This is a genomic window from Saccharopolyspora sp. SCSIO 74807 (assembly GCF_037023755.1).
Classification (GTDB): Bacteria; Actinomycetota; Actinomycetes; order Mycobacteriales; family Pseudonocardiaceae; genus Saccharopolyspora_C; species Saccharopolyspora_C galaxeae.
The window spans coordinates 3647020-3672259 of record NZ_CP146100.1; the positions used below are offsets into that span (position 1 = coordinate 3647020).

The 25240-nt window shown below is 68.4% G+C and carries 19 protein-coding genes and 1 tRNA gene; 10 read left to right on the forward strand and 10 right to left on the reverse strand.

What is annotated here, in order from left to right; translation table 11 throughout:
* Window positions 1–122: 122 nt before the first annotated feature.
* A complete protein-coding gene (locus V1457_RS16840; RefSeq protein WP_338595522.1) occupies window positions 123–887 on the reverse strand; it encodes a DUF2637 domain-containing protein in 765 nt (254 codons plus the stop codon).
* Between the two features lie 223 nt (window positions 888–1110).
* Here V1457_RS16840 and V1457_RS16845 point away from each other — a divergent pair.
* Window positions 1111–1190 (forward strand) — tRNA-Val (locus V1457_RS16845).
* A gap of 320 nt (window positions 1191–1510) precedes the next feature.
* Here V1457_RS16845 and V1457_RS16850 read toward each other — a convergent pair.
* Genes V1457_RS16850 through V1457_RS16860 form a run of 3 tightly spaced genes read right to left on the reverse strand, consistent with a single transcriptional unit; the run spans window position 1511 to window position 4858 of the window.
* Window positions 1511–2749 carry a cytochrome P450 gene (locus V1457_RS16850; protein WP_200069869.1) on the reverse strand — a complete coding sequence of 413 codons (1239 nt, stop codon included), beginning with the start codon at window positions 2747–2749 and terminating at the stop codon, window positions 1511–1513.
* A complete protein-coding gene (locus V1457_RS16855) occupies window positions 2746–3660 on the reverse strand; it encodes an alpha/beta hydrolase (RefSeq protein ID WP_338595526.1) in 915 nt (304 codons plus the stop codon). Before V1457_RS16855 ends, V1457_RS16850 begins: the two co-directional genes overlap by 4 nt.
* A 28-nt stretch (window positions 3661–3688) precedes the next feature.
* On the reverse strand, window positions 3689–4858 hold the full coding sequence (locus tag V1457_RS16860) for a nucleotide disphospho-sugar-binding domain-containing protein (protein ID WP_338595528.1): 1170 nt from the start codon (window positions 4856–4858) through the stop codon (window positions 3689–3691).
* A 267-nt stretch (window positions 4859–5125) separates the two neighbouring features.
* On the opposite strand from V1457_RS16860, the gene V1457_RS16865 reads away from it, so the two are divergent.
* A complete protein-coding gene (locus V1457_RS16865) occupies window positions 5126–5809 on the forward strand; it encodes a hypothetical protein (protein WP_200069866.1) in 684 nt (227 codons plus the stop codon).
* Between the two features lie 443 nt (window positions 5810–6252).
* Here V1457_RS16865 and V1457_RS16870 read toward each other — a convergent pair whose 3' ends face one another.
* Window positions 6253–6615: a hypothetical protein gene (locus tag V1457_RS16870; protein WP_338595531.1), complete on the reverse strand. Its 363-nt coding sequence runs from the start codon at window positions 6613–6615 to the stop codon at window positions 6253–6255.
* A gap of 1226 nt (window positions 6616–7841) precedes the next feature.
* Here V1457_RS16870 and V1457_RS16880 point away from each other — a divergent pair.
* On the forward strand, window positions 7842–9161 hold the full coding sequence (locus V1457_RS16880) for a hemolysin family protein (protein WP_338595532.1): 1320 nt from the start codon (window positions 7842–7844) through the stop codon (window positions 9159–9161).
* 181 nt (window positions 9162–9342) lie between these two features.
* Window positions 9343–10491, forward strand: coding sequence for a serine hydrolase domain-containing protein (locus V1457_RS16885; RefSeq protein ID WP_338595533.1), 1149 nt, complete (start codon window positions 9343–9345; stop codon window positions 10489–10491).
* A gap of 15 nt (window positions 10492–10506) precedes the next feature.
* On the opposite strand, the gene V1457_RS16890 is transcribed toward V1457_RS16885, so the two are convergent.
* Both V1457_RS16890 and pruA read right to left on the reverse strand, forming a co-directional pair.
* Window positions 10507–11436, reverse strand: a complete 930-nt coding sequence (locus tag V1457_RS16890; RefSeq protein WP_338595535.1) for a proline dehydrogenase family protein — start codon at window positions 11434–11436, stop codon at window positions 10507–10509.
* Between the two features lie 31 nt (window positions 11437–11467).
* Window positions 11468–13096, reverse strand: coding sequence for an L-glutamate gamma-semialdehyde dehydrogenase (gene pruA, locus V1457_RS16895; RefSeq protein ID WP_295145735.1), 1629 nt, complete (start codon window positions 13094–13096; stop codon window positions 11468–11470).
* Window positions 13097–13242: 146 nt separating this feature from the next.
* Here pruA and V1457_RS16900 point away from each other — a divergent pair, with 146 nt between their 5' ends.
* On the forward strand, window positions 13243–14877 hold the full coding sequence (locus V1457_RS16900; protein ID WP_338595537.1) for a helix-turn-helix domain-containing protein: 1635 nt from the start codon (window positions 13243–13245) through the stop codon (window positions 14875–14877).
* 314 nt (window positions 14878–15191) lie between these two features.
* On the opposite strand, the gene coaA is transcribed toward V1457_RS16900, so the two are convergent.
* Window positions 15192–16118 carry a type I pantothenate kinase gene (gene coaA, locus V1457_RS16905; protein ID WP_200069860.1) on the reverse strand — a complete coding sequence of 309 codons (927 nt, stop codon included), beginning with the start codon at window positions 16116–16118 and terminating at the stop codon, window positions 15192–15194.
* 489 nt (window positions 16119–16607) lie between these two features.
* Window positions 16608–18062, reverse strand: coding sequence for an amino acid permease (locus V1457_RS16910; protein WP_200069859.1), 1455 nt, complete (start codon window positions 18060–18062; stop codon window positions 16608–16610).
* A gap of 315 nt (window positions 18063–18377) precedes the next feature.
* Here V1457_RS16910 and V1457_RS16915 point away from each other — a divergent pair, with 315 nt between their 5' ends.
* The 3 genes from V1457_RS16915 to V1457_RS16925 all read left to right on the forward strand — a co-directional run bounded on the left by V1457_RS16915 (window position 18378) and on the right by V1457_RS16925 (window position 21620).
* On the forward strand, window positions 18378–18830 hold the full coding sequence (locus tag V1457_RS16915) for a universal stress protein (RefSeq protein ID WP_200069858.1): 453 nt from the start codon (window positions 18378–18380) through the stop codon (window positions 18828–18830).
* Window positions 18802–19818, forward strand: a complete 1017-nt coding sequence (locus tag V1457_RS16920) for an adenylate/guanylate cyclase domain-containing protein (RefSeq protein ID WP_407074695.1) — start codon at window positions 18802–18804, stop codon at window positions 19816–19818. The genes V1457_RS16915 and V1457_RS16920 overlap by 29 nt, the downstream gene beginning before the upstream one ends.
* A gap of 323 nt (window positions 19819–20141) precedes the next feature.
* Window positions 20142–21620, forward strand: a complete 1479-nt coding sequence (locus V1457_RS16925; protein ID WP_338595542.1) for a heme peroxidase family protein — start codon at window positions 20142–20144, stop codon at window positions 21618–21620.
* Window positions 21621–21721: 101 nt separating this feature from the next.
* Here the strand turns inward: V1457_RS16925 and V1457_RS16930 are convergent, their stop codons facing one another.
* On the reverse strand, window positions 21722–22333 hold the full coding sequence (locus tag V1457_RS16930) for a GNAT family N-acetyltransferase (RefSeq protein ID WP_295145726.1): 612 nt from the start codon (window positions 22331–22333) through the stop codon (window positions 21722–21724).
* 267 nt (window positions 22334–22600) lie between these two features.
* Between V1457_RS16930 and V1457_RS16935 the strand changes: the two genes are divergently transcribed.
* Together V1457_RS16935 and V1457_RS16940 are read left to right on the forward strand one after the other, a co-directional pair.
* A complete protein-coding gene (locus V1457_RS16935; RefSeq protein WP_295145724.1) occupies window positions 22601–23986 on the forward strand; it encodes an FAD-binding oxidoreductase in 1386 nt (461 codons plus the stop codon).
* A gap of 24 nt (window positions 23987–24010) precedes the next feature.
* The gene (locus V1457_RS16940; RefSeq protein ID WP_200069855.1) at window positions 24011–25240 is read left to right on the forward strand and encodes a cyclopropane-fatty-acyl-phospholipid synthase family protein; all 1230 of its coding nucleotides are present in this window, start codon (window positions 24011–24013) and stop codon (window positions 25238–25240) included.

Here is a 25240-nt window from a genome sequence, read left to right on the forward strand (position 1 = left end):
CCTCCAGCCAGCAGCCTCGGTCCGCGCACTCACCGATGCCGGGGCTACCGAGAACTTCCTCCCGGTTCCCCGCCTCGTCGCCGGACCGACCGCTTGGGTCTGATGTCATGTCGTCGGCATGATCACTCGGTAGCGGCGGTGGGGATGCCCGGTTGGTGGTGTTGGCGGATGTGGTGGGCGAGTGTGCGGGCGCGGTGAGAGCCGATGCGTAGTTGTCGACGGAGGTTGTCGGCTGAGATCGGTCGCTGGTGCAGGTCTCGGTGCTGGGCATCGAGCTGGTATGCCTTGGCGCGGAGCGGGTCATCTTCGGCAGGACCTGGTGGGTTCATGGGCGAGTCGTTGGCCTTGTTACCAGGCACGTTGTTCGTATCGATGCTCAGTGCCAGCAACTCGCCGGCGGCGACTCCGGGCTCGACGCGATCTTGTTGGCTGTCAATGTGCTGCGGTGTGGTTGTGGCGTGTTCTTCGGCCGGGGCGGTCTGGTGGTGGCGTTTGAGGGCTTGGTTGAGCAATTCGACGGGCAGCAGGAGGGCGAGGGGAGGGCAGGCAGCGACGGCGAGGGCGAAGGTGCTCAAGACGGGAGCAGAAGCGATGTTGGCGCAGAGTGACAAGGCGATTCCGAGCATGAACGAGAGCCAGGCTTTCCATCGGCTCGCAGCGCCGCGGTCGTGGGTTTTCCAAAGCTCGATGGTGGAGGTCAACAAGAGGCCATCGACGACGAGTGGCCAGAGCGCCGCGGTGGTGTTGTCGGCGCCGTAGCGCAGAGCGAACGCGTGCCCGTGGCGGTGGGAGACGTAGGCAGCGCCGATAGCGACAAGCAGCGTGCAGGCGCATTGCAGGCGTAGCGACACATCAGCGCGGAATCCGGACGGCGGATGATCATTCATTCGGGTTCACCTGGCCCGTGTCCGCTGGGCAATGTGCGTGTTGCGGCGGGCCGCGGAGCTTCCCGCAGGGCTATGAGGCAAGGCGAGTGCAGGGTGCGGCAAGGTGACTTTCCTCCACGGTTACCAAGATCAAGTGGCGATTTTCTGGCGACGGGAACGCGCGGCAACGCGTTGGATCCCATCGGAACGCGGAGGAACGAGGGCCGCTGACCTGCGGCGGAGTGCGTAATAGCTGGTGGTGAATCAGCGGGCGCTACCTTGACACGGTAGAGGTCGCTGGTTCAATCCCAGCATCGCGCACCACGATTTTAGCAGTTCACAGCCCCTATCGGTGTTCTACGCCGATAGGGGCTGATTGCTGTTTGGGAGCACTGCCGCGAAATGAGGTCACCGATGATGACGTGGGCGGCCCAGCTGTATTCCGAGTTCTGATCCGGGCCGGACTTATCTCGGGTGCGAAGCGCAACCTCCACAAGTGCGAAGAGCGCCGGAGATGGCCACACAGGGAGGGTGCCGCCACCGCAGGACGGCGCCCCGCTGCTGCCGTTCCCGCTGTCCCCGAACGGGTAGCCACCTACCGCCGGCCGGGTCGGGCAGCAGGTACCGCTCACTCCCAGGCCCGCTCAGCGTAGGAGGACGGGCAGGGTTTCCAGACCGCGGAGGACGACACCGGGTGAACGGAACCGCGGACTTCCGCACGGGCGCATCCCGGGGAACGCCCGCAGCAGGCGCGGAAGAAGGACCTCGGCCTCGAGGCGCGCGAGCGCCGCTCCGAGGCAGTAGTGCGGCCCGGCGCCGAAACTCAACGGACGCACGCCGTCGCGGGTCAGGTCGAGGCGGGCGGGTGCGGTGAACTGCTGCGGATCGCGGTGGGCAGCTCCTACGAGACCGATGACAAGGGTTCCAGGCTGCACCTTCCGATCGCCGAGGACCGCGGGTTCGTCGGCCATCCGGAACAACATCTGCACCGGAGCGTCGAAGCGCAGCAGCTCCTCGACCGCCGAGGACGCCAGATCCGGGTCGTTCCGCAGCAGATCGGCCTGCGCGGGCTCGTCCAGCAGCGCGCGCAACGCCAGCCCGAGGAACCCGGTGAGGGTTTCGTGGCCTGCGGTGAACAGGAAAACCAGGTTCCCCACCAGGTCCTCGTGTTCCTCGCCGTCCCGGGAGAAGGCCTCGACGATGGACGACAGCAGGGTGTCGTCGGGGGCGGCCCGGCGTTCGGCGATCAGCCCGTCGAAGATCTCGACCATGGCGAGGGTCGACGCTTCCATGCGCCGGTTCTGGGCCGGTGACCGGATCGGGTCCAGGATGGCGCCGGTGTCCTCGCCCAACCGGACCAGCTCCCGCGTCGTGCTGCGGTCGATTCCGAACACCGAACCCATGACCGCGGCGGGGAGCGGGCGTGCCACGTCCGCCACGAGGTCGGCTTCGCGTCCCGTGAGCGAGCCGAGGACCTCGTCCACCGTCGCGCTGATCGAATCGCGCAGCGCCGCGATGCGGCGGGGCGTGAAATGGGGAGCCATTGCTGCGCGGAAGTGCTGGTGCTGCGGGGAATTGCGGAATCCCACCGCGCGGCGAACCACCCGCTCCGCGCCGCTGCTGCGCCACTCGTGGCCGAGCATGTCCAGGTGCGCTGCGTCCAGCGCCCCGAACGAGCGGCTGCGCACCAGGTCCAGGCAGTCCTCGTAGGACGACAGGAGGATGCCGTCCAACACCTGCGGCAGCGGGCTTTCCAGGACGCGGGTATCGCCGAACAACTCCGCGTAGTCGGGGTAGGGGTCGGCGAGGACGCGCGGCTTGATGATGCGCTGGAACAGGCGCGCGCGCTCATCCGCGCCGAGCAGGTCGGTCGTCGATGTCATCCCGCAGTCCTTGTCCTTCCGGACGGGGTGGGTGAGGGGTCGGCCGGGGGTTCCGGTAGGGCCGGGCGGCTGCTCTCCAGGAACGCGCGGATCATCGCGGTGGTCGCGGCGGGCCGTTCGACCAGCGGACCGTGGCCGGCACCCGCGACCGCGGCGCTGCGCGCGCCGATCCGCCGTGCCATGCGGTCGATGCTGTCCGGCGGCCACGTGTCGTCGTCGTCTCCGTGAACGACCAGTTTGGGAACGTCCACAGCGGACAGGTCCGCTTCCCGCGGATCCAGGTTCCGCAGCGACGCCGGGAATCCGAGCAGGTGCTCGGGATCGGCGTCGAGGACGTTGCGCCGGAAGCTGTCGAACGCGCGGCCGCCCTCCCGCCCGTGCGTGAGAAGCCACCCGGAGACCTCCTCCCACAACGCCCGCGGACCGCCGTTCGCGAGCAGTTCCCGGACGTGGTCCGGGAACTCCGGGGACTTGGACGCGGTGAGCCCGGGGCCGGAGGAGATCAGCGTCAGGCTGCGGACAGCGCGGGGCGCATCGAGCACGGCCGTGCGGGCGACGAATCCGCCGAGACAGCTGCCCAGCAGGTGCACCGGATCGCCGCCCGTCCAGGTGGTGAGCACGTCCGACAGATCACCGGCGAGCTTTTGCACCTCGTAGGCACCGGATTCGGACACCCGTCCCGATCCGGGCTGCCCGAGGTGGTTGTACACCAGGCAGCGGTACCCGGCGCGGGACAGCAACGCCAGCGGCACGGTCCACAGGTCCTTGTCGTGCAGGTATCCGGTCACCATCACGATCCGGCCGAGCGCCTCGCCGGGAGGGTGCGCTTCGAGCGCGCTGAGCGGGCCCCGGGATGTGCTGATGACGCGTTCGCGGATCCTGCCGAGACTGCCGGAGGCGGCAGGCGACATGCCTCAACTCCTCGTGTGGTCAGCGATGTCAGGGCGCCGGGACGGGTTCCGGCGGCGTAGCGCCGGTGCTCGCGGCGCGCGCGGCGCTCTCGAACTCGGCGACCGCGCGGGTGGGCGAGCGCATCGCCTCGATCTCGGAGCGGAGTTCGGCGGCGTTGTTCCGGTACGCCGGGTCCTCGAGAACGCGCTCGACGCCCTCGGCGACGGCGTCCTCGGACAGGTCGGACACCGCAATCCTGTGGGCGATGCCGCGGCGTTCGAGCTGTTCGGCGTTGGCGAACTGGTCGCCGAGCTGCGGCACCACGATCTGCGGCAATGCCTTGGTCAACGAGACCATCGAGCTGCCCGCCCCGCCGTGGTGCACGACCGCATCGCACGCGGACAACAGCTGGTCGTGCGGGAGCCAGCCCGGCGCCCGCACGTTCGGCGGGAGTTCCCCCAGCGAGGAATCCCGGGATCCGGTGCCGGACAGCACGACCTCCACCGGCATGTCGGACAACGCTCGCGCGGCGGTACTGAGCGCTTCCAGGCCCTGCCGCATCGGCAGGCTGCTCATGGACACGCACACCCGGGGTTTCGCGCGGGGTTCGGTCAGCCAGCGCGGCAGCACCGCGTTGCCGCAGTAGGGGACGTATCGCATCGAAATCCACGAGGAGTTCTCGGTGCGGCGCAGCCCCGGCGGGCACGTGTCCAGCACGGCGTGCGGTTCGAGCGCGGCGGCGTCGATCCCGAAGCGATCGTGCAGCGCCCGCCGCTTCGGCCCGGCCGATTCCCACAAGGAGCTGATCAGTTCGTCCGGGCAGTGCAGTCCCCAGCGGTGCGACACGGTGGGGATCCCGGCCAGTCCGGCGGCGAGCGGTCCGGCGAACTCCATGGGATCGGACATCACCACGTCCGGGCGCCAGTCACGGCAGAGCTGGAGGACGTCGGTGGCCGCGCGGTCGGCGATATCCAAGCCGAGGTCGGCGATCGGCCGGTGGTTGTCTTCCCCGGTCGGATCGTCACTGGCCGCCCACAGGTCGCGGACGGAGACATCGCTGACGACCGTGCCCGCCAGTCCCGCGTTGCGGGCTTCATTCACGATCAGCCGCGGGCCCGCGACGAGCACCTGATGACCAGCGCTGCGCAGCGCCCAGGAGAACGCGACCATCGGATAGAAATGACCGAATGCGGGAAGCGTGGTTACGAGAACCCTCATATCAAACCTTCACGACGAAAATTTCCTACTCGGATCCATTCATGTCGGTGCCCCGCGCGACAACCCACCTCCCGCGATGATCACCCGTTCGAGTGGTCATATGAGATCCGGGCAAGGTTCGCGCGCGGATGGTGCCTGCGGTGCTACCAAGTGGTCCTTCTCGGAATCCGGACCGGCCGCCCGAGCGGAAGCGCAGGTCACAGGGGTTGCACGTTGATCCGCGGAAACAGGGTCGGCAGGGTGTATTCGGCGTCACTATCGGGAAACTTGTTTGATGGCGATTTATCCGTAGCGTGGAAAAACGCTGTGGATCCGAAGCGGCCGCATCTCATCTATCGCGTCAGACGAGGAAGCATGCCCCGCCACTTGGCCTTCGCCATCATTCCCGCGCACGGACACGTGAACCCGACCCTGCCGCTGGTCGAGGAGCTGACTCGCCGCGGCCACCGCGTCTCCTACCTGACCGGCGAGGCCTGGCAGGGCCCCGTCGAGGCCGCAGGCGCCGATTTCGTCCCGATCGCGGCGGGGTACCCGCCGGCCCGCGGCAGAACGGCCAGGGCGCAGCGAGCGGGATGCGCGCGACGCTGGGGGTTTCCTCGGCACGGCGCGGGAGACCGCGCCGCGGCCGGGAAAGCCGGGGTGCTGGTGGTTCGGCTGTGCCCGACCTTCGCCGGCAACGAGCACTTCTCGCTCCTGAGCCGGTTCTTCGGGGACATCGACGTGCAGGGACCGCAGTTCGATGACGCGCGCGAGCCACGGATCCGCAGTGTGTCGTCGATGCGTGTGCTCAGCGCGAGGCTGCGATTGCGCAGTCAATATCGTGGAGTGAGTACGACTCGCGGTAGAACGGGATCAGCGTCGCCCGAGGCTCCGCGAGCTGGATGCGACTATGTGCCGCTCCCGCAGCAAGCTCGGCATCTGGACTGGCGACCCGTTCACAGTTTTTCATGAGCTTCCACCGCAGGACGGCCGAAAGCTGCTGTAAGCCGGTGACGGCATTGCTGAGGACGGTGTCGATCGTGTGCGCGGGCGAGTCTGCGTTGTGAGCGGCTTCGGCGGGGGTGGCCTCAGCGGCGATGCGACGTGCTTCAAGCAGACCGGGTATCGGTGGTTGCGGGAGCGGTTCATGGCTCTGCGGGACAGGCTGCAGCGCGGAAGTTGCACGACCCGGTCCGGCTCGCACTCTGCACCGCCCACCGCCACCGGTCATGGGCGCCAGGAATTCTTGATGTGCAAGAGGACCTGTGCGTTATTTCCGTGGATGTCGCTCCAATCCGCATCGATAGCCGATTTGTTGGGCCGCACATCCAGCGCGTTGCTCCCCTTGAACGGGTTGTCCCAGTGTATTTGCAGAATTTCGCCGAACTTGTTGCCGGGGAGGTGTGACAAAAATATCATCTCACCTCTACGCCGGTCGCAAATCCTTTGGACTCGCTGGCAATGCAACCGCCGGCACCCGGAATTATTTCGTACTCTTTCGCTCCTTGCCCCGGCCAACTGCGATGGTCCTCTCCGGGGTCGTCCGGATCAATTGCGATATAACCGCCGGGTGAAACGGAGGAGCTCGACATCCTCCCGTGTTGAAACTGGACGAAACACGGCGTCAGGGTGTAGTCGCTGAGGTTCACAATAGAGATATCAAAAGTACGATGGGCGCGCCCTTTCGTCACAAAAGGAAGACTTCCGAGGATGTCGCGGATGGCGCGTCCAAAGAGAGCGTCGCCGTCTTTGAGCAGCTTGTTTTTAGTTTCATCCAAGCCAAGCATGATAATACCATCCCAACTCTTTGTGCGGGAGCGGCAATGCAGAGGGCGTGGAGTTTGGCAACCGCTTCGCCGTTCCCATGGCCGCTCGACTGCTAATTCCGGATGATGTCCGAGTAGTCGTTGTGGCTCCGGTACTACAGCTGGTTCGTCGACGGAATGTTACTGACCAGCACTGCTTCGTCGTGCGAGTGGTTTCCGAAGTGGTCCTCATGCCCAGCCCGGATCCCCAATTCAGGTACGGGGCGAAGTTGAGCAGCTTCGCCCCGCGCCAGTCCTCCCGGACGTGCCACTTCTGCTGGTCCGAGCCAGCGGTCTTGGTGATCCTCACCTGGCTGCCCGGGCCGACCTCGGGTTCGTCGCTGCCGGCATCGAGGCAGAACGTGTTGCCGCCGTCGGAGATATCGATACGAATGACGGTCGTGCCGCCTTCTTCTCCGACTTTGCGGGTGGTCCAAGATGTGGATTCTTGTTATTGCTCTGGTGCAGCGAACGCTGGCGACGGAGTCCCTGTCGCTGAGTCCGCTTCCGTACACGGCAAGCCGACTACCGTCCAACGGCTGACGAGCAGGGACGTCTCGGTTGCTAATCCACTACTGACCTCCGTATCCGTGCCGGTCGATGGTGAAATCTACAGGCGGGAACCGAAACGAGCACATCGCTCAGGCGGGTGACATCAACAGCGTCTAGAATGCTTCATCATAATGGCCGAGGTGGTCACCTGTCCGCCTCAACCAGGGTTACAGTGTGTAATAACGGTATTCTGCAGAAATCGCATGAGCGTGTTTCGGTGCCTGCCGAGGTTGTTCTACAGGAGTCGGAACTGGCCGTTGCCGGCAGGAAGGGCGTCGGACCGAATGCCCGCCCGAGCGCGGCCTTTCGTAGGGGGTTCGTCCTACGAGGCTGCCGCGGTTTCCTCATTTCGGCTCGACGCGACACGTTGTCGAGGCCGGGGCTGCTGCGGGCGTACGCGCCGGGCGCAACGCCGAGCACGCGCTTGAAATGGCGGGTCAAGTGGGACTGATCATAGAATCCCGATGTGGTTGCGACCGTGCGCGCCGGCATAGCGCGCATGCATCCGTGATCTGCTGGTCGGCCTTCCCGGTTCTCGGTGGCGCATTCGGTGCTGGCTGGTTTGATCGCCCCGATGATTCTCCTCGCTGCGGCGGTGGACGCGCCGCCCGCTGGTGGTCCGGGGATTCGGCGGTCACGATTGCGGGATGGATGGCGTCGCGGCGAACCTGGCGTTGGTTCTGCTGTTCGTCCTGCTCGGCGGCTTCTTCGCCGCTGCGGAGATCGCGCTGGTCTCGCTCCGGGACGCCCAGGTCCACCGGCTCGCCGAAGCCGGACGGCGCGGTAGGGGCGTGGCACGGCTGAAAGCCGATCCGAACCGGTTCCTGTCCGCCGTGCAGATCGGCGTCACCTTCACCGGGTTCTTCGCCTCCAGCTACGGCGGGGCGACGATCGCCGTGCGGCTGGAACCCGCGCTGTCCGGTTGGGGACTGCCCGCGGGGCTGTCGGCCACGGTGTCGTTGATCGCGGTGACGGTGTTCGTCTCGTACCTCTCGCTCGTGTTCGGCGAGTTGGCGCCGAAGCGGCTCGCGTTGCAGAAGCCCGAGGCGGTGTCGCTCACGGCGGCCGGAGTGCTCGACGCGGTGGCGACAGCTTGCCGTCCGGTGATCTGGTTGCTGTCGAAGTCGACGAACGCCGTGGTGCGGCTGATGGGGCTGAGCCCGCGGGAGGCGGAAGGTTCGGTGAGCGAGCAGGAGCTGCGCGACATGGTCCGCGCCAGCGATCAGCTCACCGTGGAGGAGCGCCGGCTGATCATCGACGCGTTCGAGGCAGGTGATCGGGTGCTCAGCGAAGTCATGGTTCCCCGCACCGAGGTGCACTTCCTGGACGCCGCGATGTCACCGCGGGAGGCGGCCGACGAGGTCGCGGGAAAACCGCACTCGCGCTACCCGGTGATGCGGGAAGCATCGCCCGACGACGTGGTCGGGTTCGTGCACATCCGCGATCTGTACACCGCGACCCGCGGCCGCCGCGGCGCGAGCACGGTCGGCGGGCTGGCACGCCCGATCGCCGTCATGCCGGGCACCAAGCCGGTGCTGGCCGCGCTGACCCGGATGCGCGGCCGCGACGGCAGCCACTTGGCCGTCGTCGCCGACGAGTACGGCGGCACCGATGGCATCGTCAGCGTCGAAGATCTCGTCGAGGAGATCGTCGGGGAGATCTGGGACGAGTACGACCCCGGTGGGCGCGCGGCGACCACGTCCGCTGCCGGTGTCTTCGAGCTCGACGGGATGCTGCACCGCAACGACGTTGAGGACAAGACCGGTGTCGTGCTGCCGGAGGGGCCGTACGACACGTTGGCCGGATTCGTCCTCGGGCGGTTCGGCCGCATTCCCGCCGCCGGTGAATCCGTGCGCGCATTGGGGCACGAGTTCACCGTTCTGGCCATGGAAGGCTTGCGGATTTCCCGGGTGCGCGTGGACGTCAGCGCGGAGGGGACCGAACGGGCTGATTCCGAACCGGGCTGAGCCGGGCCCACTCGCCGCGCCTGGTGCGCCGACCGGCCAAATCGCGGAAACGGAGCACGATCTGCGTCGTCCTGGCCGGCGGTGGGGCGGCCGGACGCATGGCAGGCGGACGTGCAGCGAACAGCAAGATCGTCTGCGGCGGGGTCGCGCGAGTAGCCTCCTCCTTGATCGAGGAGGGCGGATGGCGAAGCGAACGTGGAGTCTCGTCGCCACGGCCCTGGTGCTGCTGTGCGCACCGGGGCAGGTGGCGGCGGCGCCCGCCGAGCCGCAGGTGCAGGACGCGCTGGACCGCATGGTCGAGCAAGGTGTGCCGGGTGTGCTGTACCGGCACTCCGAGCCGGGCTCGGAAACCGTGTTGCGCAGCGGTGTTGCTGACCTGCGGACCGGTGCGCCGGTGCCGCAGCGGGGGCGGTGGCGGGTCGCCAGCCTCACCAAGAGCGTCACGGCGACGATCGTGCTGCAACTGGTGCACGAAAACCGCCTCGGTCTCGACCAGCCGCTGGCCGAAGTGCTGCCGGACGTGGTTCCGGGGGACGAGCGGATCACCGTGCGGAACCTGCTGCAGCACACCAGTGGGCTCTTCGATTACGCGCAGGCGCCGGAGTTCCGATTTCCCGATGATTACGTGCACCGGCCCTTCGCACCTCGCCAGCTCGTGGACCTGGCCATCGCGCACGGGCCGGTCGCCGAACCCGGTCAGCAGTGGAGTTACAGCAACACCAACTACATCGTGCTCGGCATGATCGTCGAGGAGCTCACCGGTGAGCCGTTGAGCGCGGTGTTCCAACATCGCGTCCTCGGTCCAGCCGGGATGCGGCAGAGCTACCTGCCGGTGCACTACCCGCTGATCAACGGGCCGCACGCGACCGGTCACCACGTGCTGCCCGAGCAGACCGGCGATCCGACGAGGTACCCGTTGACCGAGCTCGATCCGTCGTTCGCGTGGGCGTCGTACGGGATGGTCTCCGGTGCAGCGGACATGAACCGCTTCTACCGCACGCTGTTCCGCGGCGAGCTGCTGCCGCGTCCGCTGGTCGACGAGATGCTGCGGGCCGTGCCCGGTGGCGACCCGGTCTTTCCCGACTACGGACTCGGTCTGGAGAACATCGAGCTGACCTGCGGTGTCACGTTGTGGGGCCACACCGGCTCGATCCCCGGCTACAGCAGTTATGCGTTCTCCACGGCCGACGGCAGGCAACAGGTGTCGATGTCGCTGAACGTCTTCATGCTGGGCGAACGGGCGGTCCCGATCATCTACGACGCCGCCGACGCGATCAACCAGGCCGTCTGCCACCAGCCCTACCCGCAGCCGCCCGTACCTGCGGCGTGAGCGCACCGGTACCGCTCAGCCCCTCCCGAGCAGCGATCGGGCGAAGAAGGCGATGTTCGCGGGGCGTTCGGCCAACCGGCGCATGAAGTACCCGTACCACTCGTCGCCGTAGGCGAGGTAGACGCGCAGCCGCTTGCCCTCCGCGGCGAGTCGTTCCTGCTCGGCCGGGCGGATCCCGTACAGCATCTGGAACTCGAAGCTTTCCGGTGACCGCCCGGCCCGTTGCGCCAGGTCGTCGGCGATCGCCACCATCCGCGGATCGTGCGTGGCGACCATCGGGTAGCCCTCGCCGTTCATCAGCGTCTTCAGGCACCGCACGTAAGAACGGTCCACTTCGGACTTGTCCGGGAAGGCCACGGACTCCGGCTCGGCGTAGGCGCCCTTGCACAGCCGCACTCGTGAGCCCGCCGACGCCAGGTCCCGGCAGTCCTGCTCGGTGCGGCGCAGGTACGCCTGCAGCACCGCTCCCGCCGATGGGAAGTCCACCCGCAGATCCCGCAAGATGTCCAAAGTGGAATCCGTGGTGGTGTGGTCCTCCATGTCCAAGGTGACCGTGGTGCCCACCGCCGCGGCCGCCTCGCAGATCCGCTGCGCGTTCGCCAGCGCGATCTTCGCCCCGTCACCGGGCAGGAACTGGCCCACTGCGGACAGCTTCACCGAAACTTCGGCTCGATCGGCGAGCCCGGCCGAGCCGAGCGAGTCCAGCACCGTCCGGTACGCCGCCACCGTCGCGGCAGCCTTGTCCGCGTCGGTGGTGTCCTCCCCGAGGTGGTCCAGGGTGACGTGCAGGCCATGATCGGCCAGCGCGCGCGTGGTGCGGACCGCGTCCTGGGCGGTCGTTCCGGCGATGTAGCGGTCGACGACGGAGCGGGTGAGCGGGTTGGCCTCGACCAGGTGGCGGACGCGGGGCTCCCGCGCCGCCGCCAGCAATGCCGTGCGCAGCATCGGATCTCCTCTAGTGCGGCGGGAAGCGGGGTCAGCCCATGTGCGGGTAGGTGTGCCGGGTCGGCGCCACGAACGTCTCCTTGATCGCCCGCGGGCTGGTCCAGCGCTGGATGTTGAACAGCGAACCCGCCTTGTCGTTGGTGCCGGACGCGCGGCTGCCGCCGAAGGGCTGCCGGGACACGATCGAGCCGGTGGGCTTGTCGTTGACGTAGAAGTTCCCGGCGGCATGGCGCAGCTTGCGGTGCGCCTCGTCGATCGCCGAGCGGTCGGTGGCGAAGACCGCGCCGGTCAGCGCGTACGGGCTGGAGCCGTCCACCACGTCCAGGATCTCCGAGTAGCGGGCGTCGTCGTAGACGTGCACCGCGATGATCGGTCCGAAGTACTCGGTGGTGAACGCCTCGTCCGCCGGGTCGGTGCCGACCAGCACGGTCGGCTCCACGAAGTAGCCGGTCGAGTCGTCGTAGCCGCCGCCTGCCAGCACCTCGAGCGAGGCGGTGTTCGCCGCCCGGTCCAGCGCGGCGCGGTGCTTGGCGAACGCGCGCGCGTCGATCACCGCCCCACCGAAGTGCGAGAAGTCGGTGACGTCGCCGAAGCTGATCTGCCGCGCCAGGTCGGCTAGCTCCTCGCGCAGCCCGGACTCCCAGATCGACCGCGGCACGTAGGCGCGGGACGCCGCCGAGCACTTCTGGCCCTGGTACTCGAACGCGCCGCGGGCGAACGCCGTGGCCAGCGGCTCCCGCTCGGCCGAAGGGTGCACGACGATGAAGTCCTTGCCGCCGGTCTCGCCGACGATGCGCGGGTAGCTGCGGTAGCCGTCGAGGTTGTCGCCGACGGTCCGCCACAGCTTCTTGAACGTCGCGGTGGAGCCGGTGAAGTGCAGCCCGGCGAAGTCCTCGTCGGCCAGCGCCACCTCGCTGACCGCCTCGCCGCGCCCGGTGACCAGGTTGATCACGCCTGGGGGCAGCCCGGCCGCCTCCAGCATCCGCATGGTGAAGTGCGCGGCGAACTGCTGCGACGGCGTCGGCTTCCACACCACCGTGTTGCCCATCAACGCCGGAGCGGTCGGCAGGTTCCCGGCGATCGCGGTGAAGTTGAACGGCGTGATCGCGGTGACGAACCCGTCCAGCGGCCGGTATTCCATCCGGTTCCACTCGCCGGGCACCGAGTTCGGCTGCTCGGCCAGGATCCGGTTGCCGTAGTGCACGTTGAACCGCAGGAAGTCGATGAACTCGCAGGCCGCGTCGATCTCGGCCTGCTGCACCGACTTGGACTGCCCGAGGATGGTGGCGCCGTTGATGGTGTCCCGCCACGGACCGGACAGCAGATCCGCGGCGCGCAGCAGCACGGCGGCGCGCTCGTCGAACGGCGTTGCGGCCCATTCCGGAGCGGCTCGCTTCGCGGCCCGGACCGCGTCGGCGACGTCCGCGCGGGTGGCCTCTGCGGAAGTGCCCAGGACGTGGGCGTGCTTGTGCGGCTGCACCACGTCGAACGGCGTGCCACCCGCCATGCGCTGTTCGCCCGCGATGGTGCTGGTGAGTTCGGCGCGCTCGGACTCCAACTCGGCGATCCGCTTCTGCAGCGAGTCCCGCTCGGCCGAACCGGGGGCGTAGGACTTCACCGGCTCGTTGACCGGTGCCGGGACGGTGGTGATGGCGTCCATGGCGATGTCGCCTCCTCGCGCGTAGTGCGTTGTTGGCGGGGTTCCCCGGCCTTTCGGAGGAAGAACCGGGTTATTCGAAGACTAGGAGCGTGGAAGCGCCGCGCGGCTGTACGATCAGCCATCATTGAGGGGAGCGTGTTGTTCGGTTGGACAAGACCATTCCGCTGCCCGGGGCTCCGCTGCGGCAACTGCTCGTGGCGGTCGGTGAGCCCCTGGTCGACCTGCTCGCCGCGCCGCGCGGCTTCGACCAGCACGTGTGCGATGTCGTGATCATCGACCCGGACGAGGACGCCGAGACCCATCCCGGCGACCTCGTGCTGGTGATCGGTGCGCGCGGGCGGTCCGCGGTGCGGCAGGTGCGCTCCGCGGCACGGGACGGGGCGGCCGCGGTGGCCGTGAAGGTGCACACCGATCAGGACTCGCGGGCGCTGCGCGACACCGCCCTCGACGCCGGTGTCGCGGTGCTCGGCGTGCGGCCCGAGGTGCGGTGGGAGCAGCTGGAGTCGCTGGCTCGCTCGGTCGTGGACAACGCGCGGCTGACGGTGGAGGCCGACGCCGGCGAAACCCTCGGCGACCTGTTCTCGCTGGCCCAGACCGTGGCGGCGATGACCGACGGGATCGTCAGCATCGAGGACACCGCCAGCCGGGTGCTGGCCTACTCCCGCTCCGACGACGACGTCGACGAACTGCGCAGGCTGTCGGTGCTGGGGCGGCGCGGGCCGGAATCGTACCTGGCGATGCTGCGCGAGTGGGGCGTCTACGAGCGGTTGCGTTCCGGCGAGGAGATCGTGCACGTCGGCGAACGTCCCGAGCTGGGCATTCGGCGCCGGATGGCGATCGGCATCCACGCCGGTTCGCAGCCGCTGGGCACGATCTGGGTGCAGGAAGGCGCGAAACCGCTCGAGGAACGTTCGCAGCGCGCGCTGCTCGGCGCGGCCAGGGTCGCCGCGGTGCACCTGATCCGGCAGCGGGCGGAGGCCAGCGCGGCGCCGAAGCTGCGGGAGAACCTGCTGGCCGGGCTGCTGGACGGCAAGGTCGACGCCGCCTCCGTGGCGGGCAACATCGGCGCCGATGCGGACCGCCCGGCGGTGGTCGTCGTGTTCACCCTGCGCGGGCGCGCCGGGGTTTCGGACCGGTCCGAGCTGGAACTGGAGCGCACCGAGATGACCAGCCTCATCTCCGTGCACGCGGCCGCTTATCGGCGCAGCGCGCTGGTCACCAACCTCGGTTCGCGGGTGTACGCGCTGCTGCCCGACCTGCCCGGGACCGCGCTTTCCGGCGTGCTCGGGATGACCAGGGAGATCGTCGCGGCCGCGGGACAGCACCTGCGCGCCGGGGTGCAGGCCGGTGTGGGGGCGGCGGTGCCGACGCTGGAGGACGTATCGCGCTCGCGGGCCGAAGCGGACCGCGTCCTGGACGCGATGGCGCACGACGTGGACAACCGGATAGCGACGATCGCGGACGTGCGGGCGCGGGTGGTGCTCAGCGAGCTGCTCACCGTTCTCGGCGGCAACGAGCGCTTCCGCGATCCCAGGATCGACGCGCTGTGCGCGCACGACGCGGAGCACGCCGGTGCGCTGGCCAGATCGTTGCTGAGCTACTTGGAGTCCTTCGGCGACGTGCGTTCGGCCAGTGCCGCGCTGCACGTGCACCCGAACACCTTGCGCTACCGCATCCGGCGGGCCGGCGAGATCAGCGGGATCGATCTGTCCGATCCTGCCGAGCGGCTCGCTGCGCACCTGCACCTGCTGCTGCACCGGCGCAACGAGCGGAACCGATGAGCGGCCCGCGCCGAGACCACCCGATCAAGTGATGCGAACCGCTGTTCGATGCGGGCACTCTGGAATGCATGGATCTCCAGCGCAGCACATCCCGACTCGGCGAACTTCCCGGCCCCCGCCGTTCATCTCCCCGCCGTTCTTCGCTCGGCCGTTCACCCCGCTGCCGTTCGCGCCATCACCGCCAGGTCGCCGATCGACGGTGCACGCGGCACCGCTCGGGCATCGATCAGCCGCGAAACGGGTCGCCGCCGGTGCGGTGGACGGATCTGGTCGGACGCGAGCCGCCGGGGCGGCGATCGCGGCCGCCCGCATGCTCAGAGTTTGCGCAGCCGCACCCGGTTGATGGCGTGGTCAGCGTCCTTGCGCAGCACCAACGTCGCACGCGGCCGGGTGGGCAGGATGTTGTCCACCAGGTTCGGCCGGTTGATGGTGTGCCACAGGTGCCGCGCCTCGACCCGGGCGTCCTCATCGGACAGTCCGGCGAAGTGGTGGAAGTGCGAATCGGGGTCGGCGAAGGAGGTGCCGCGCAGCGCCAGGAACCGGTCGGTGTACCAGCGCTCGATGTGCTCGGTGTGCGCGTCCACGTAGATCGAGAAGTCGAACAGGTCGGAGACCGCCAGGCTCGGCCCCGGCTGCAGCACGTTCAGCCCCTCCAGGATGAGGATGTCCGGCTGCCGCACCACCTGTTCCTGATCGGGCAGGATGTCGTAGGCACGGTGCGAGTACACCGGCGCGGACACCGCCTCGGCCCCGGATTTGACCTCGGTGACGAACCGCAGCAGAGCGCGCCGGTCGTAGCTTTCCGGGAACCCCTTGCGGTGCATGATGCCGCGCCGCACCAGCTCCGCCTTCGGGTGCAGGAAGCCGTCGGTGGTCACCAGGTCGACCTGCGGGTGGTCCGGCCAGCGGGCCAGCAGCGCGCGCAGGATCCGCGCGGTGGTGGACTTGCCGACCGCGACGCTGCCCGCGACGCCGATCACGAACGGCACCTTCGGCGCGGCTTCGCCGAGGAAGGTCGTGGTGCTGGTGTGCAGCCGCTGCCGGGCCGCCACCTGCAGGTTGATCAGCCGCGACAGCGGCAGGTAGACGTCGGCGACCTCCTCGAGGTCCACCGGTTCTCCGAGGCCGCGCAGCGCCTCGAGCTCCGCGTGCGAGAGCGGCAGCGGCATCGAGTTGCGCAGTTCCCGCCACTGCTGCCGGTGCAATTCGACGTACGGGCTCAGTTCGCGGGCTCGCGTCACAGCGCACACCCCTCAACGTTGAGGATCGGCTCCGGTGCGGCGCGCGCAGCCGATCCCGCACCGGCGCCGCCTGATCGACGACGAGGTCACCCTAGAACCGGGGCGCCGGAAGACGCTGTGACGCAAGGCACCGTTGAACGGGCGGATCGGGTGATTGTGGACTCATCGCGGAACGGCGGTTCCGATACCTCGTCATCGCTGGAGAAAGCCCACTTCTGCAGGGAGAGCGACCGATCGTCCAGAGCGAGCGCGTCGTCATCAGGGGAAGAACGCGTCGTTCCCCGGACACAGCACGGCCTCGCGGTCGGGTACGTCCCGGGATTGCCCAGCGCGTGCACTTCGCACCGCCGACACTGCACGGCCGGCAAGGCCGCGGCGGCCCATCCGTCGTTCGGCGGCATTGCGGCCGGGCTATGCCGGTGCGCGCAGGCCATTTCGCTGCGAGGGCCCCACCTGGCGAGGCAGGGCACCCCGCGCAGCGACGGTGGCTCAGGACTCCTCATGCTGACGCCCGCGGTGCAGCAGCGAGTGCCGGTATCCGTACGCGGCGTAGACGATCAAGCCGAGCACGAACCAGGCGCCGAAGCGCAACCAGGTCAGCGGTTCCAGGAACGTCACCAGCCACAGCGAGAACACGATGCCGATCACCGGCACGATCGGCATCCCCGGCGTGCGGAAGCCGCGCGGCAGGTCGGGCCGCCGGTAGCGCAGCACGATCACCGCCGCGCACACCACGACGAACGCCAGCAGGATGCCGATGTTGGTCAGCTCCGCGGCCTCCTCGATCGGCAGCAGGCCGGCGATCGCGGCGGCGGCGATGCCGATCAGCCAGGTGAACCTGGACGGCACCTTGCGCACCGGATGCGTGCGGGAGAACCAGCGCGGCAGCAACCCGTCCCGGCTCATCGCGAACCCGACTCGGGTCGCGCCGAGCATGAAGGTGAACAGCACGGTGAGGATGCCCAGGATCGCGCCGACCGCGATGATCGCGCCCACCACCGGCAGCCCGACGTCGGCGAAGGCGGTCGCGAACGCGCTCTCCGAGCTGATCTGCTGGTACGGGATCATCCCGGTGAGCACCAGGCAGCACAGCACGTACAGCACCATCGAGATGATCAGCGAGTACAGGATGGCCTTCGGCATGTGCTTCTGGGATTCCTTGGACTCTTCGGCCGCGGTGCTCAGCGCGTCGTAACCGAACACCGCGAAGAACACGGTCGCCGCCCCGGTTACCGCGCCGCTGATCCCGAACGGGAAGAACGGCGTGTAGTTGCCCGCTTTGATGTGGAACGCGCCCACGATCAGCACCAGCAGCACGATCGCGACCTTCAGGTAGACCAGGGCGCTCTCGAACCGGGCGGCATTGCGCATGCCCTGGTTCAGCACGAACGCGATGAGCAGGCACAGCACCACCGCGAACAGGTTGATCTTGTAACTGCCGGGCGGCGCGTCGGTTCCCTCGGTGCCCGGTGCGCCGAGCATCCACATCGGCAGGTCGAGGTGCAGGAAGCCGAGCAGCTCGTTGAAGTAACCGGAGATCCCGATCGCGACCACCGACACGATCGCGGTGTACTCCAGCAGCAGGTCCCAGCCGATCAGCCAGCCGACCACCTCGCCGAGCACCGCGTAACCGTAGGTGTAGGCCGAACCCGCTTTCGGGATCATGCCGGCGAATTCCGCGTAGGAGAACGCCGCTGCGGCACTTGCGATGCCCGCGATCAGGAACGAGACGAGCACTGCCGGTCCCGCCTTGCCGTGCGCTACCGCCCCGGCCAGCGAGAAGATCCCCGCGCCGATGATGCCGCCGACCCCGATCGCGGTGAGCTGCCAGAGCCCCAGGGTTCGTTGCAGCCCGGTGCTGGACTCCTCGTTGTCCTCGGCGATCGAGTCGATCGGCTTGCGCCGCAGTACTCCGCTGCCCGGGCTGAGCCCTGGTACCGCCATGGCATCCTCCTGGTGAGGGTCCGTCGATTCCGGCGAAAAATACGCGCTCCGGGAAAGCCCGGTGGTTGTCGGGGCCAACGAGGTTTGCCGGTGTTCGTTGTGCACTCCTACGATGATCAAGAACAGGTCGCGGCCGCGACGCCGTTCGATCTCGCCTTGCGTGCGGAACTCGGCACCGGCCGTGATGACCGGCCGAGACTCCAGTCCGCGTCCGGGTGGGAGAGAGTGCGATGTTCGCGTGACGGGGCGGCTTCGCGCTCGTTAGTGTTCACGTCCGCGCGAGGTGCGTGTCACGCGATGGAGGGTGATCACCAGATGTCCAGTTACCGCAGCGTCGTCGTCGGCACCGACGGCTCGCCGCCTTCGTTGCGGGCGGTGCGCCGTGCCGCCGAGGTCGCGCGTGACTCCGCTGCCAAGTTGGTCGTCGTGTGCGCCTACTACCCGAGCAGCGAGCGCGAGGTGGAGCAGGCTCAGGACGAGCTCGGCGACGAGGCGTTCCAGGTGGTCGGTTCCGCGCCTGCCGAGCAGACGCTGCTGGAGGCCGCCGATGAGGCGCGGCAGGCGGGTGCGTCCGACGTGGACACCGTCGCGGTGGTGGGCGCTCCGGTGAACTCGCTGATCGAGACCGCCAACAGCTCGTCGGCGGATCTGCTGATCGTCGGCAGCAGGGGGCTGAACACGCTCAAAGGCCGGTTGCTCGGCTCGGTGCCCGCGGACGTGTGCCGTCGGGCGGATTGCGATGTGCTCGTTGTCCGAACCTCGCGATGACCCTGCGGCCTCCGGGCCGGACGCGGAACGCTCGATGGGCAGCGAGGCGCTGATCGGCGAGGCCCTGCTGGGCGGGCACCCGAAGTACCGCAAGGCCGACGTGGCCGAGGCGGCTGGTGTGGACCTCGCACGGGCGGAACGGCTCTGGCAGGCGATGGGCTTCGCGCACGTCGACGACGAGGCGGTCGTGTTCACCGACGCCGACGTGCAGGCGTTGCAGATGCTCGTGCAGCTGGTCTCCGCCGAGGTGATCACCTCCGAGGTGGAGACCGCGGTCGCCAGGACGTTGGCGCAGACCATGTCGCGACTGGCCGAATGGCAGGTCGGAATCTTCAAAGCGGTGCTCGGCGACCGCTTCGCCGAAGACCTGGACATCACCGCGCAATTCGCGGAGGCGATCACGCCGGTGATGGACCACCTGCAGGGCTACGTCTGGCGGCGGCACCTGGCCGCGACCGCCGCCCGCGAGCTCAGCGAGGGCGACCCGGGGGTGGACGAGCGGGTGCAGGTGATCGGCTTTGCCGACCTGGTCGGCTACACCCGCCTGATCCGGGACTTCAGCGAGGTCGAGCTGGCGGGGCTGATCAACGACTTCGAGGAGCTGGCGACCGGTGTGGTCGCCGAGAACCACGGCCGGATCGTGAAGACGGTCGGCGACGAAGTCCTGTTCGTCACCGACACGTCGGCGGAAGCGGCCGAGATCGCGCTGACGCTGAACGAGAAGATCACCGGGGAAGGCAGGCTGCCACCGCTGCGCATCGGACTGGCACGCGGCACCGTGCTGGCGCGGTTCGGTGACGTGTACGGATCCACGGTGAACATCGCCAGCAGGTTGACCTCCGTCGCACGTCCGGCCTCGGTGCTGGTGGATCGCGAGCTCGCGGCTGCGCTGCGGGAGAACCCGGCCTTTTCCCTCACGTCCATCGGCCCTACGAAAGTGCAGGGTTTCCGCGGTCTGCGCGCGTGGGCGCTGCGCAGAACTCGCTGACCGCACCGAAAAAGCCCGACTTTGCTCTGTTCGAGTGAAGCCGTAGGTAACTGCTTGCTGCTGCGAACGCGGTGCCTCTAGCTTCAGCCGCGGCGGGATCGACGGTCTCGCCGATCCCGCTCAGGGATCCAGGGGAGCAGCGGACATCTGGGGAGAAGTCGTCCGCGAACGATCGGCATCGATTCTTCGATCGCGCCGAGGCTCGGCTCAGTCCGGACCGGTCACCTACCGGTGTGCCGCGCGATCGGTGTCGCCGAATGCGCACGAGTGCCCGGGGTCCGATTTTCGGCACCAGCACGCATTCACAACAGGGGGTTCGAGCAATGGCATCGCACGGTCAGCAGAATCGTGGGCAATACGTGCAGCCGGGCAGCGAAGCGGCCGGTGGCCGGTTCGGCCGGATGTTCCCCACGGTTGCGCCGCGGGAAGCAACCGGGCTGGCGAAAGCCGAGGAATTCGGCCTGCCCGGTGGCAAGGTCGACGGCGGGGAAACCACCGAGGAACAGCTCAGCACCGTGCTCGACTCGGGATTCACCTACTTCGGCCAGTTCGTCGATCACAACGTCACCTTCGACCCGACCAGCATGCTCGGGCAGGAGGTCGATCCGAAGGCACTGCGCAACTTCCGGCCACCGCGGCTGGACCTGGACAACGTCTACGGCGGCGGGCCGGTCGTCAACGAGTACCTGTACGACCCGGAATCCAAGGGCACCAAGCTGGCACTCGATCCCGGCGGACACGACTTCGCGCGCACCGGCAACGACATCGCGTTGATCGGCGATCCGCGCAACGACGAGAACCTGCTGATCGCGCAATTCCACCTCGCGATCATCAAGTTCCACAACAGGGTCGTCGATGACCTGCGGTCCGGTCAGATCACCGACGTCCTCGGGGCCGGTTTCCCGGCGCAGCCCGCGGACCCGCCGGATGACGTGGAAGGCGCCAAGCTGGACGATCTGCTCGCGCTCGAGGACTACTACGGTGATCTCCTGCGCAAGGCCCAGCAGGTGACCCGCTGGCACTACCAGTGGATTCTGCACCGGCAATTCCTGCCGCAGATCGTCGGGACCGACCTCATCGAGGACATCACCGAGAACGGCCTGCGCTTCTACGACCCCGGCGAGCAGCCGTTCATCCCGGTGGAGTTCGCGGTGGCCGGATACCGCTTCGGGCACTCCACCATTCGCTCGCGCTACCAGGTCAACGCGGAGTTCGCGGCCGACCTCTTCCCGCTCGACCCGGAGGCCGACGAGCAACCGCGCAGTGATCTGCGCGGCGGCCCGGTGCGCCCGGAGCACGCGGTGGACTGGCGGTACTTCTTCCAGATCGACCCGGAGATCGAGGCGGCGAAGGCGAAGCGGCTGGAGGCCAAGCTCAACCGTCGGCTGCTGGACCTGCCGGTGCGGGCGGTGCCCGGTGCCCGCGAGGGCGCCCTGCCCTCGCAGCTCGGTTCGCTGGTGGTGCGCAACCTGCTGCGCAGCGAAGCTCAGGAGTTGCCGTCGGGCCAGGACATCGCACGCAAGATCGGCGAGATCCCGCTGACCGACGAGGAACTGGACAGCGAGGGCCCGATCTACCTCTGGTACTACCTGCTCAAGGAGGCGGAGGTGCTGCACGGGGGCCGCCAGCTCGGTCCCGTGGGCGGACGCATCGTGGCCGAGACGCTGATCGGCATCCTGCAAGCCGACCCGGCGTCGTACCTGTCGGTGTTCCCGCGCTGGGAACCCAACATCGGCGGAGCGGGCAGCGAGTTCGGCATCGCCGACTTCCTGACCTACGCGGGTGTCGTGCCGAAGCGTTGACTCCCGTGGCCGTGGGTGGGCATAACCCACCCACGGCTCGCCGGGCCGCTGGCCGGTCCTGGGGCGGAGTGGTCGCCGGGAGACGCAGCGGCGACAGGCATTCAGAACCGCCCGATCGGAATCTCGAAGTGCACCGCGGGGCTGTGCGCCGGGTCGGTCCGCCCGTCGAAGATCTCGTCGGCGATGCCTCGCCAGAACGGCTCCGCGCCGTCGATGCCTGCGTTGGTGTGCAAGTAGATCCGCTCGTAGCCGGGGGTGTCGGCGACGAATCGGCAGGCCGTTTCGACCAGTCCGCGCGCCAGCCCGTGCCGCCGGTGCTCCGGCCGGACGTAAACCCGGAAGATCTGGGCGGTGCTGCCGGACGGGTAGCGCTCCGCGAGCCACGCCGGATGCGGCGGGCTTTTCGGGCCGTCGGCGCGGACCGCGGCGGTGCCCACCACTTCGTCGCCGCGGGCCGCCACGAACAGCGCCTGCCGCGGGTGGTCGAAGTACGTGGCGGACATGTCGATCACGTCGTGATGCCACTTGGGGCTGTAGCCGTGCCCGAAGACCTCGTAGAAGGTGTCCAGCATGACCGACCGGGCCCCGTCGGCGTCCGAGCGGCGGGCGGGGCGGATCTCGTAGCCGGCCGCTCCGCGCCGGAGACCTGGCGCTGCCGGATCATCACCGACCGTGCGCCGCCGGTCGACCGTGGGTTGTTGCGATGCGTGCATGTCACCTCCGCGCGGCCGATGTGATCAAGATCGCTCGGCTTGTTGGAAATCATGTGCAACAGAGGCTATCCGGTGCTGCGCTCAACGGGTGATCCAGGGTGGCTGACCTGCGGAGTCATTCGCGTTCACGCATTGGTGCCCGAGTGGTCCCCGACGGGCGCGACCGGGCGGTTCCGCCCGATTTGACCGGGCGGCCGAACAACTCCGCGCGACGAGTCGCCGGAAGTGGGATGCCGCTGCCCCGTCCGCGCAATAAAGTCGGGAGCCATGGGAGTCGATCCGGGTACCTCGGGAGCCGTTTCCAGCCATTCCGAGGAGGTCGCCGCCCTGGTCGGCAGCTACGCCAGGATTCCTCCGGGGGAGCCGGTGCGGCTGGCGAAGCCGACCTCGAACCTCTTCCGGTTCCGCGGCGACTCGACCGCTCCCGGGCTCGACGTGGGCCGGATGAACCGCGTGCTCTCGGTCGATCCGGCGGACGGCACCGCGCAGGTGCAGGGCATGGCGACCTACGAAACCGTCGTCGACGCGCACCTGCCGACCGGGCACATGCCGCTGGTGATCCCGCAGCTCAAGACGATCACGCTCGGCGGTGCGGTGGCCGGTCTCGGCATCGAGGCCACTTCCTTCCGCAACGGGCTGCCGCACGAGTCCGTGCGGGAGATGGAGATCCTCACCGGCAGCGGTGAAGTCGTGGTGGCCCGCCCGGACAACGAGCACGCCGATCTTTTCCGCGGTTTCCCGAACTCCTACGGAACCCTCGGCTACGCCCTGCGGCTGCAGGTCGAGATCGAGCGGACCGAACCGTACGTGCGGGTCCGCCACGTCCGGTTCTCGACCGCCGAGGAATGCGCGGCCGCCATCGCCGAGATCTGCCGCGACGGCGAGTTCGAGGGTCACCGCGTCGATTTCCTCGACGGCACGGTCTTCGCCGCCGACGAGCAGTACCTATCGATCGGCACCTACGTCCCGGAAGCACCGGTGACGAGCGATTACACCGGTCAAGCCGTCTACTACCGCTCGCTGCGCGAGCACCAGACGGACCATCTGCGCACGCATGACTACCTGTGGCGCTGGGACACCGACTGGTTCTGGTGCTCCCGTGCTTTCGGTGTGCAACATCCCGCGGTGCGGCGGCTGTGGCCGCGCAAGTACCGGCGTTCGGACGTATACCGGCGCATCGTGGCGTGGGACCGCCGCGTCGGTTTCAGCGACCGGCTCGCGCGTGCGCGCGGCGGCGCGGGCAGCGAGCCGGTGATCCAGGACGTGGAGATCCCGGTCGATCGGCTCGCGGAGTTCCTGGAGTTCTTCCACCGCGAGATCGGCATCGCCCCGGTGTGGCTGTGCCCGGTGCAGCTGCGCGACCGGCAGGGCTGGCCGCTGTACCCGATGGATCCGGACACGCTCTACGTGAACGTGGGCTTCTGGTCGGCGGTGCAACTGCGGCCGGGGGAGCGGCTGGGCGACTACAACCGCGCGATCGAGGACTTCGTGAGCCGGATCGACGGGCACAAGTCGCTGTACTCGGACTCCTACTACGACGAGGACGAGTTCTGGCGGCTCTACAACCGTCCCGCCTACGAACAACTGAAACAGCGCTACGACCCGGACGGCCGGTTGCCCGGTCTGTACGAGAAGTGCGTGGGCAAGCCGTAGGGTCGGCAGGGAGGAGAACCGGAAATGGGTCTGGCAGAGGTGTTCCCGCGCATTCTGGGTGACGGTCTCGACGTGGAGTTCCGCGCCTACGATGGCAGCCGAGCGGGACGAGCCGGAGCCGACGTCGGCGTGCAGGTCCGTTCCCCGCTGGCGTTCTCGCACTTGGCGGCCGCACCGGACGAGCTGGGGCTCGCCCGCGCCTACATCACCGGGGCGTTGGAAGTGCACGGCGACATGTACACCGCGCTTTCCCGGTTCCCGGCCATCGCGCTGCAGGCGGTCTCGGCCCGCACCAAGCTCGAAGTCGGCGCCAGGCTCGCCGCGCGGCGTTTCTGGTGGCCGGTGCGCCCACCGGAGCAGGAGTACCGCCCGCGCGGGCTGCGGCACTCGAAGGCCCGCGACAGCAAGTCGGTCTCCTACCACTACGACGTGTCGAACCGCTTCTACGAGTGGGTGCTCGGCCCGTCGATGGCCTACACCTGCGCGGTCTACCCGGACGCGGCCTCCACTTTGGAGCAGGCGCAGTTCACCAAGCACGACCTGGTCGCGCGGAAACTGGGGCTGCGCGAGGGAATGCGGCTGCTGGACATCGGCTGCGGCTGGGGCGGCATGGTGATGCACGCCGCCAAGCACTACGGCGTGCGGGCGCTGGGCGTGACGCTGTCGCAGCAGCAGGCGCAATGGGCGCAGAAGGCCATTGTGGACAGCGGGCTCGCGGATCTGGCCGAAGTCCGCTACCTGGACTACCGGGACGTGCCGGAGACGGGGTTCGACGCGGTCAGCTCGATCGGGCTGACCGAGCACATCGGCCGCGCTGAACTGCCCGCCTACTTCTCCTCGCTGCGGGACAAGCTGCAGCCGGGCGGACGGCTGCTCAACCACTGCATCACCCGGCCCGACGGGACCCGCAAGACCAAGCCGGGCAAGTTCATCGGCCGCTACGTTTTCCCGGACGGTGAGCTGGAGGGGCCGGGCACGCTGATGTCGGCCATGCACGACAACGGCTTCGAGGTCCGGCACGAGGAGAACCTCCGGGAGCACTACGCGCTGACCCTCCGGGACTGGTGCGCGAACCTGGAGGCGCACTGGGACGAAGCGGTGCGCGAGGTGGGGCCCGCGCGGGCGCGGATCTGGCGGCTGTACATGGCCGCTTCCCGGCTGGGCTTCGAGAAGAACAACATCCAGCTGCACCAGATGCTCGGAGTGCGCCTCGACGACACCGATGCGCGGATGCCGCTGCGGCCCGCGTGGTGA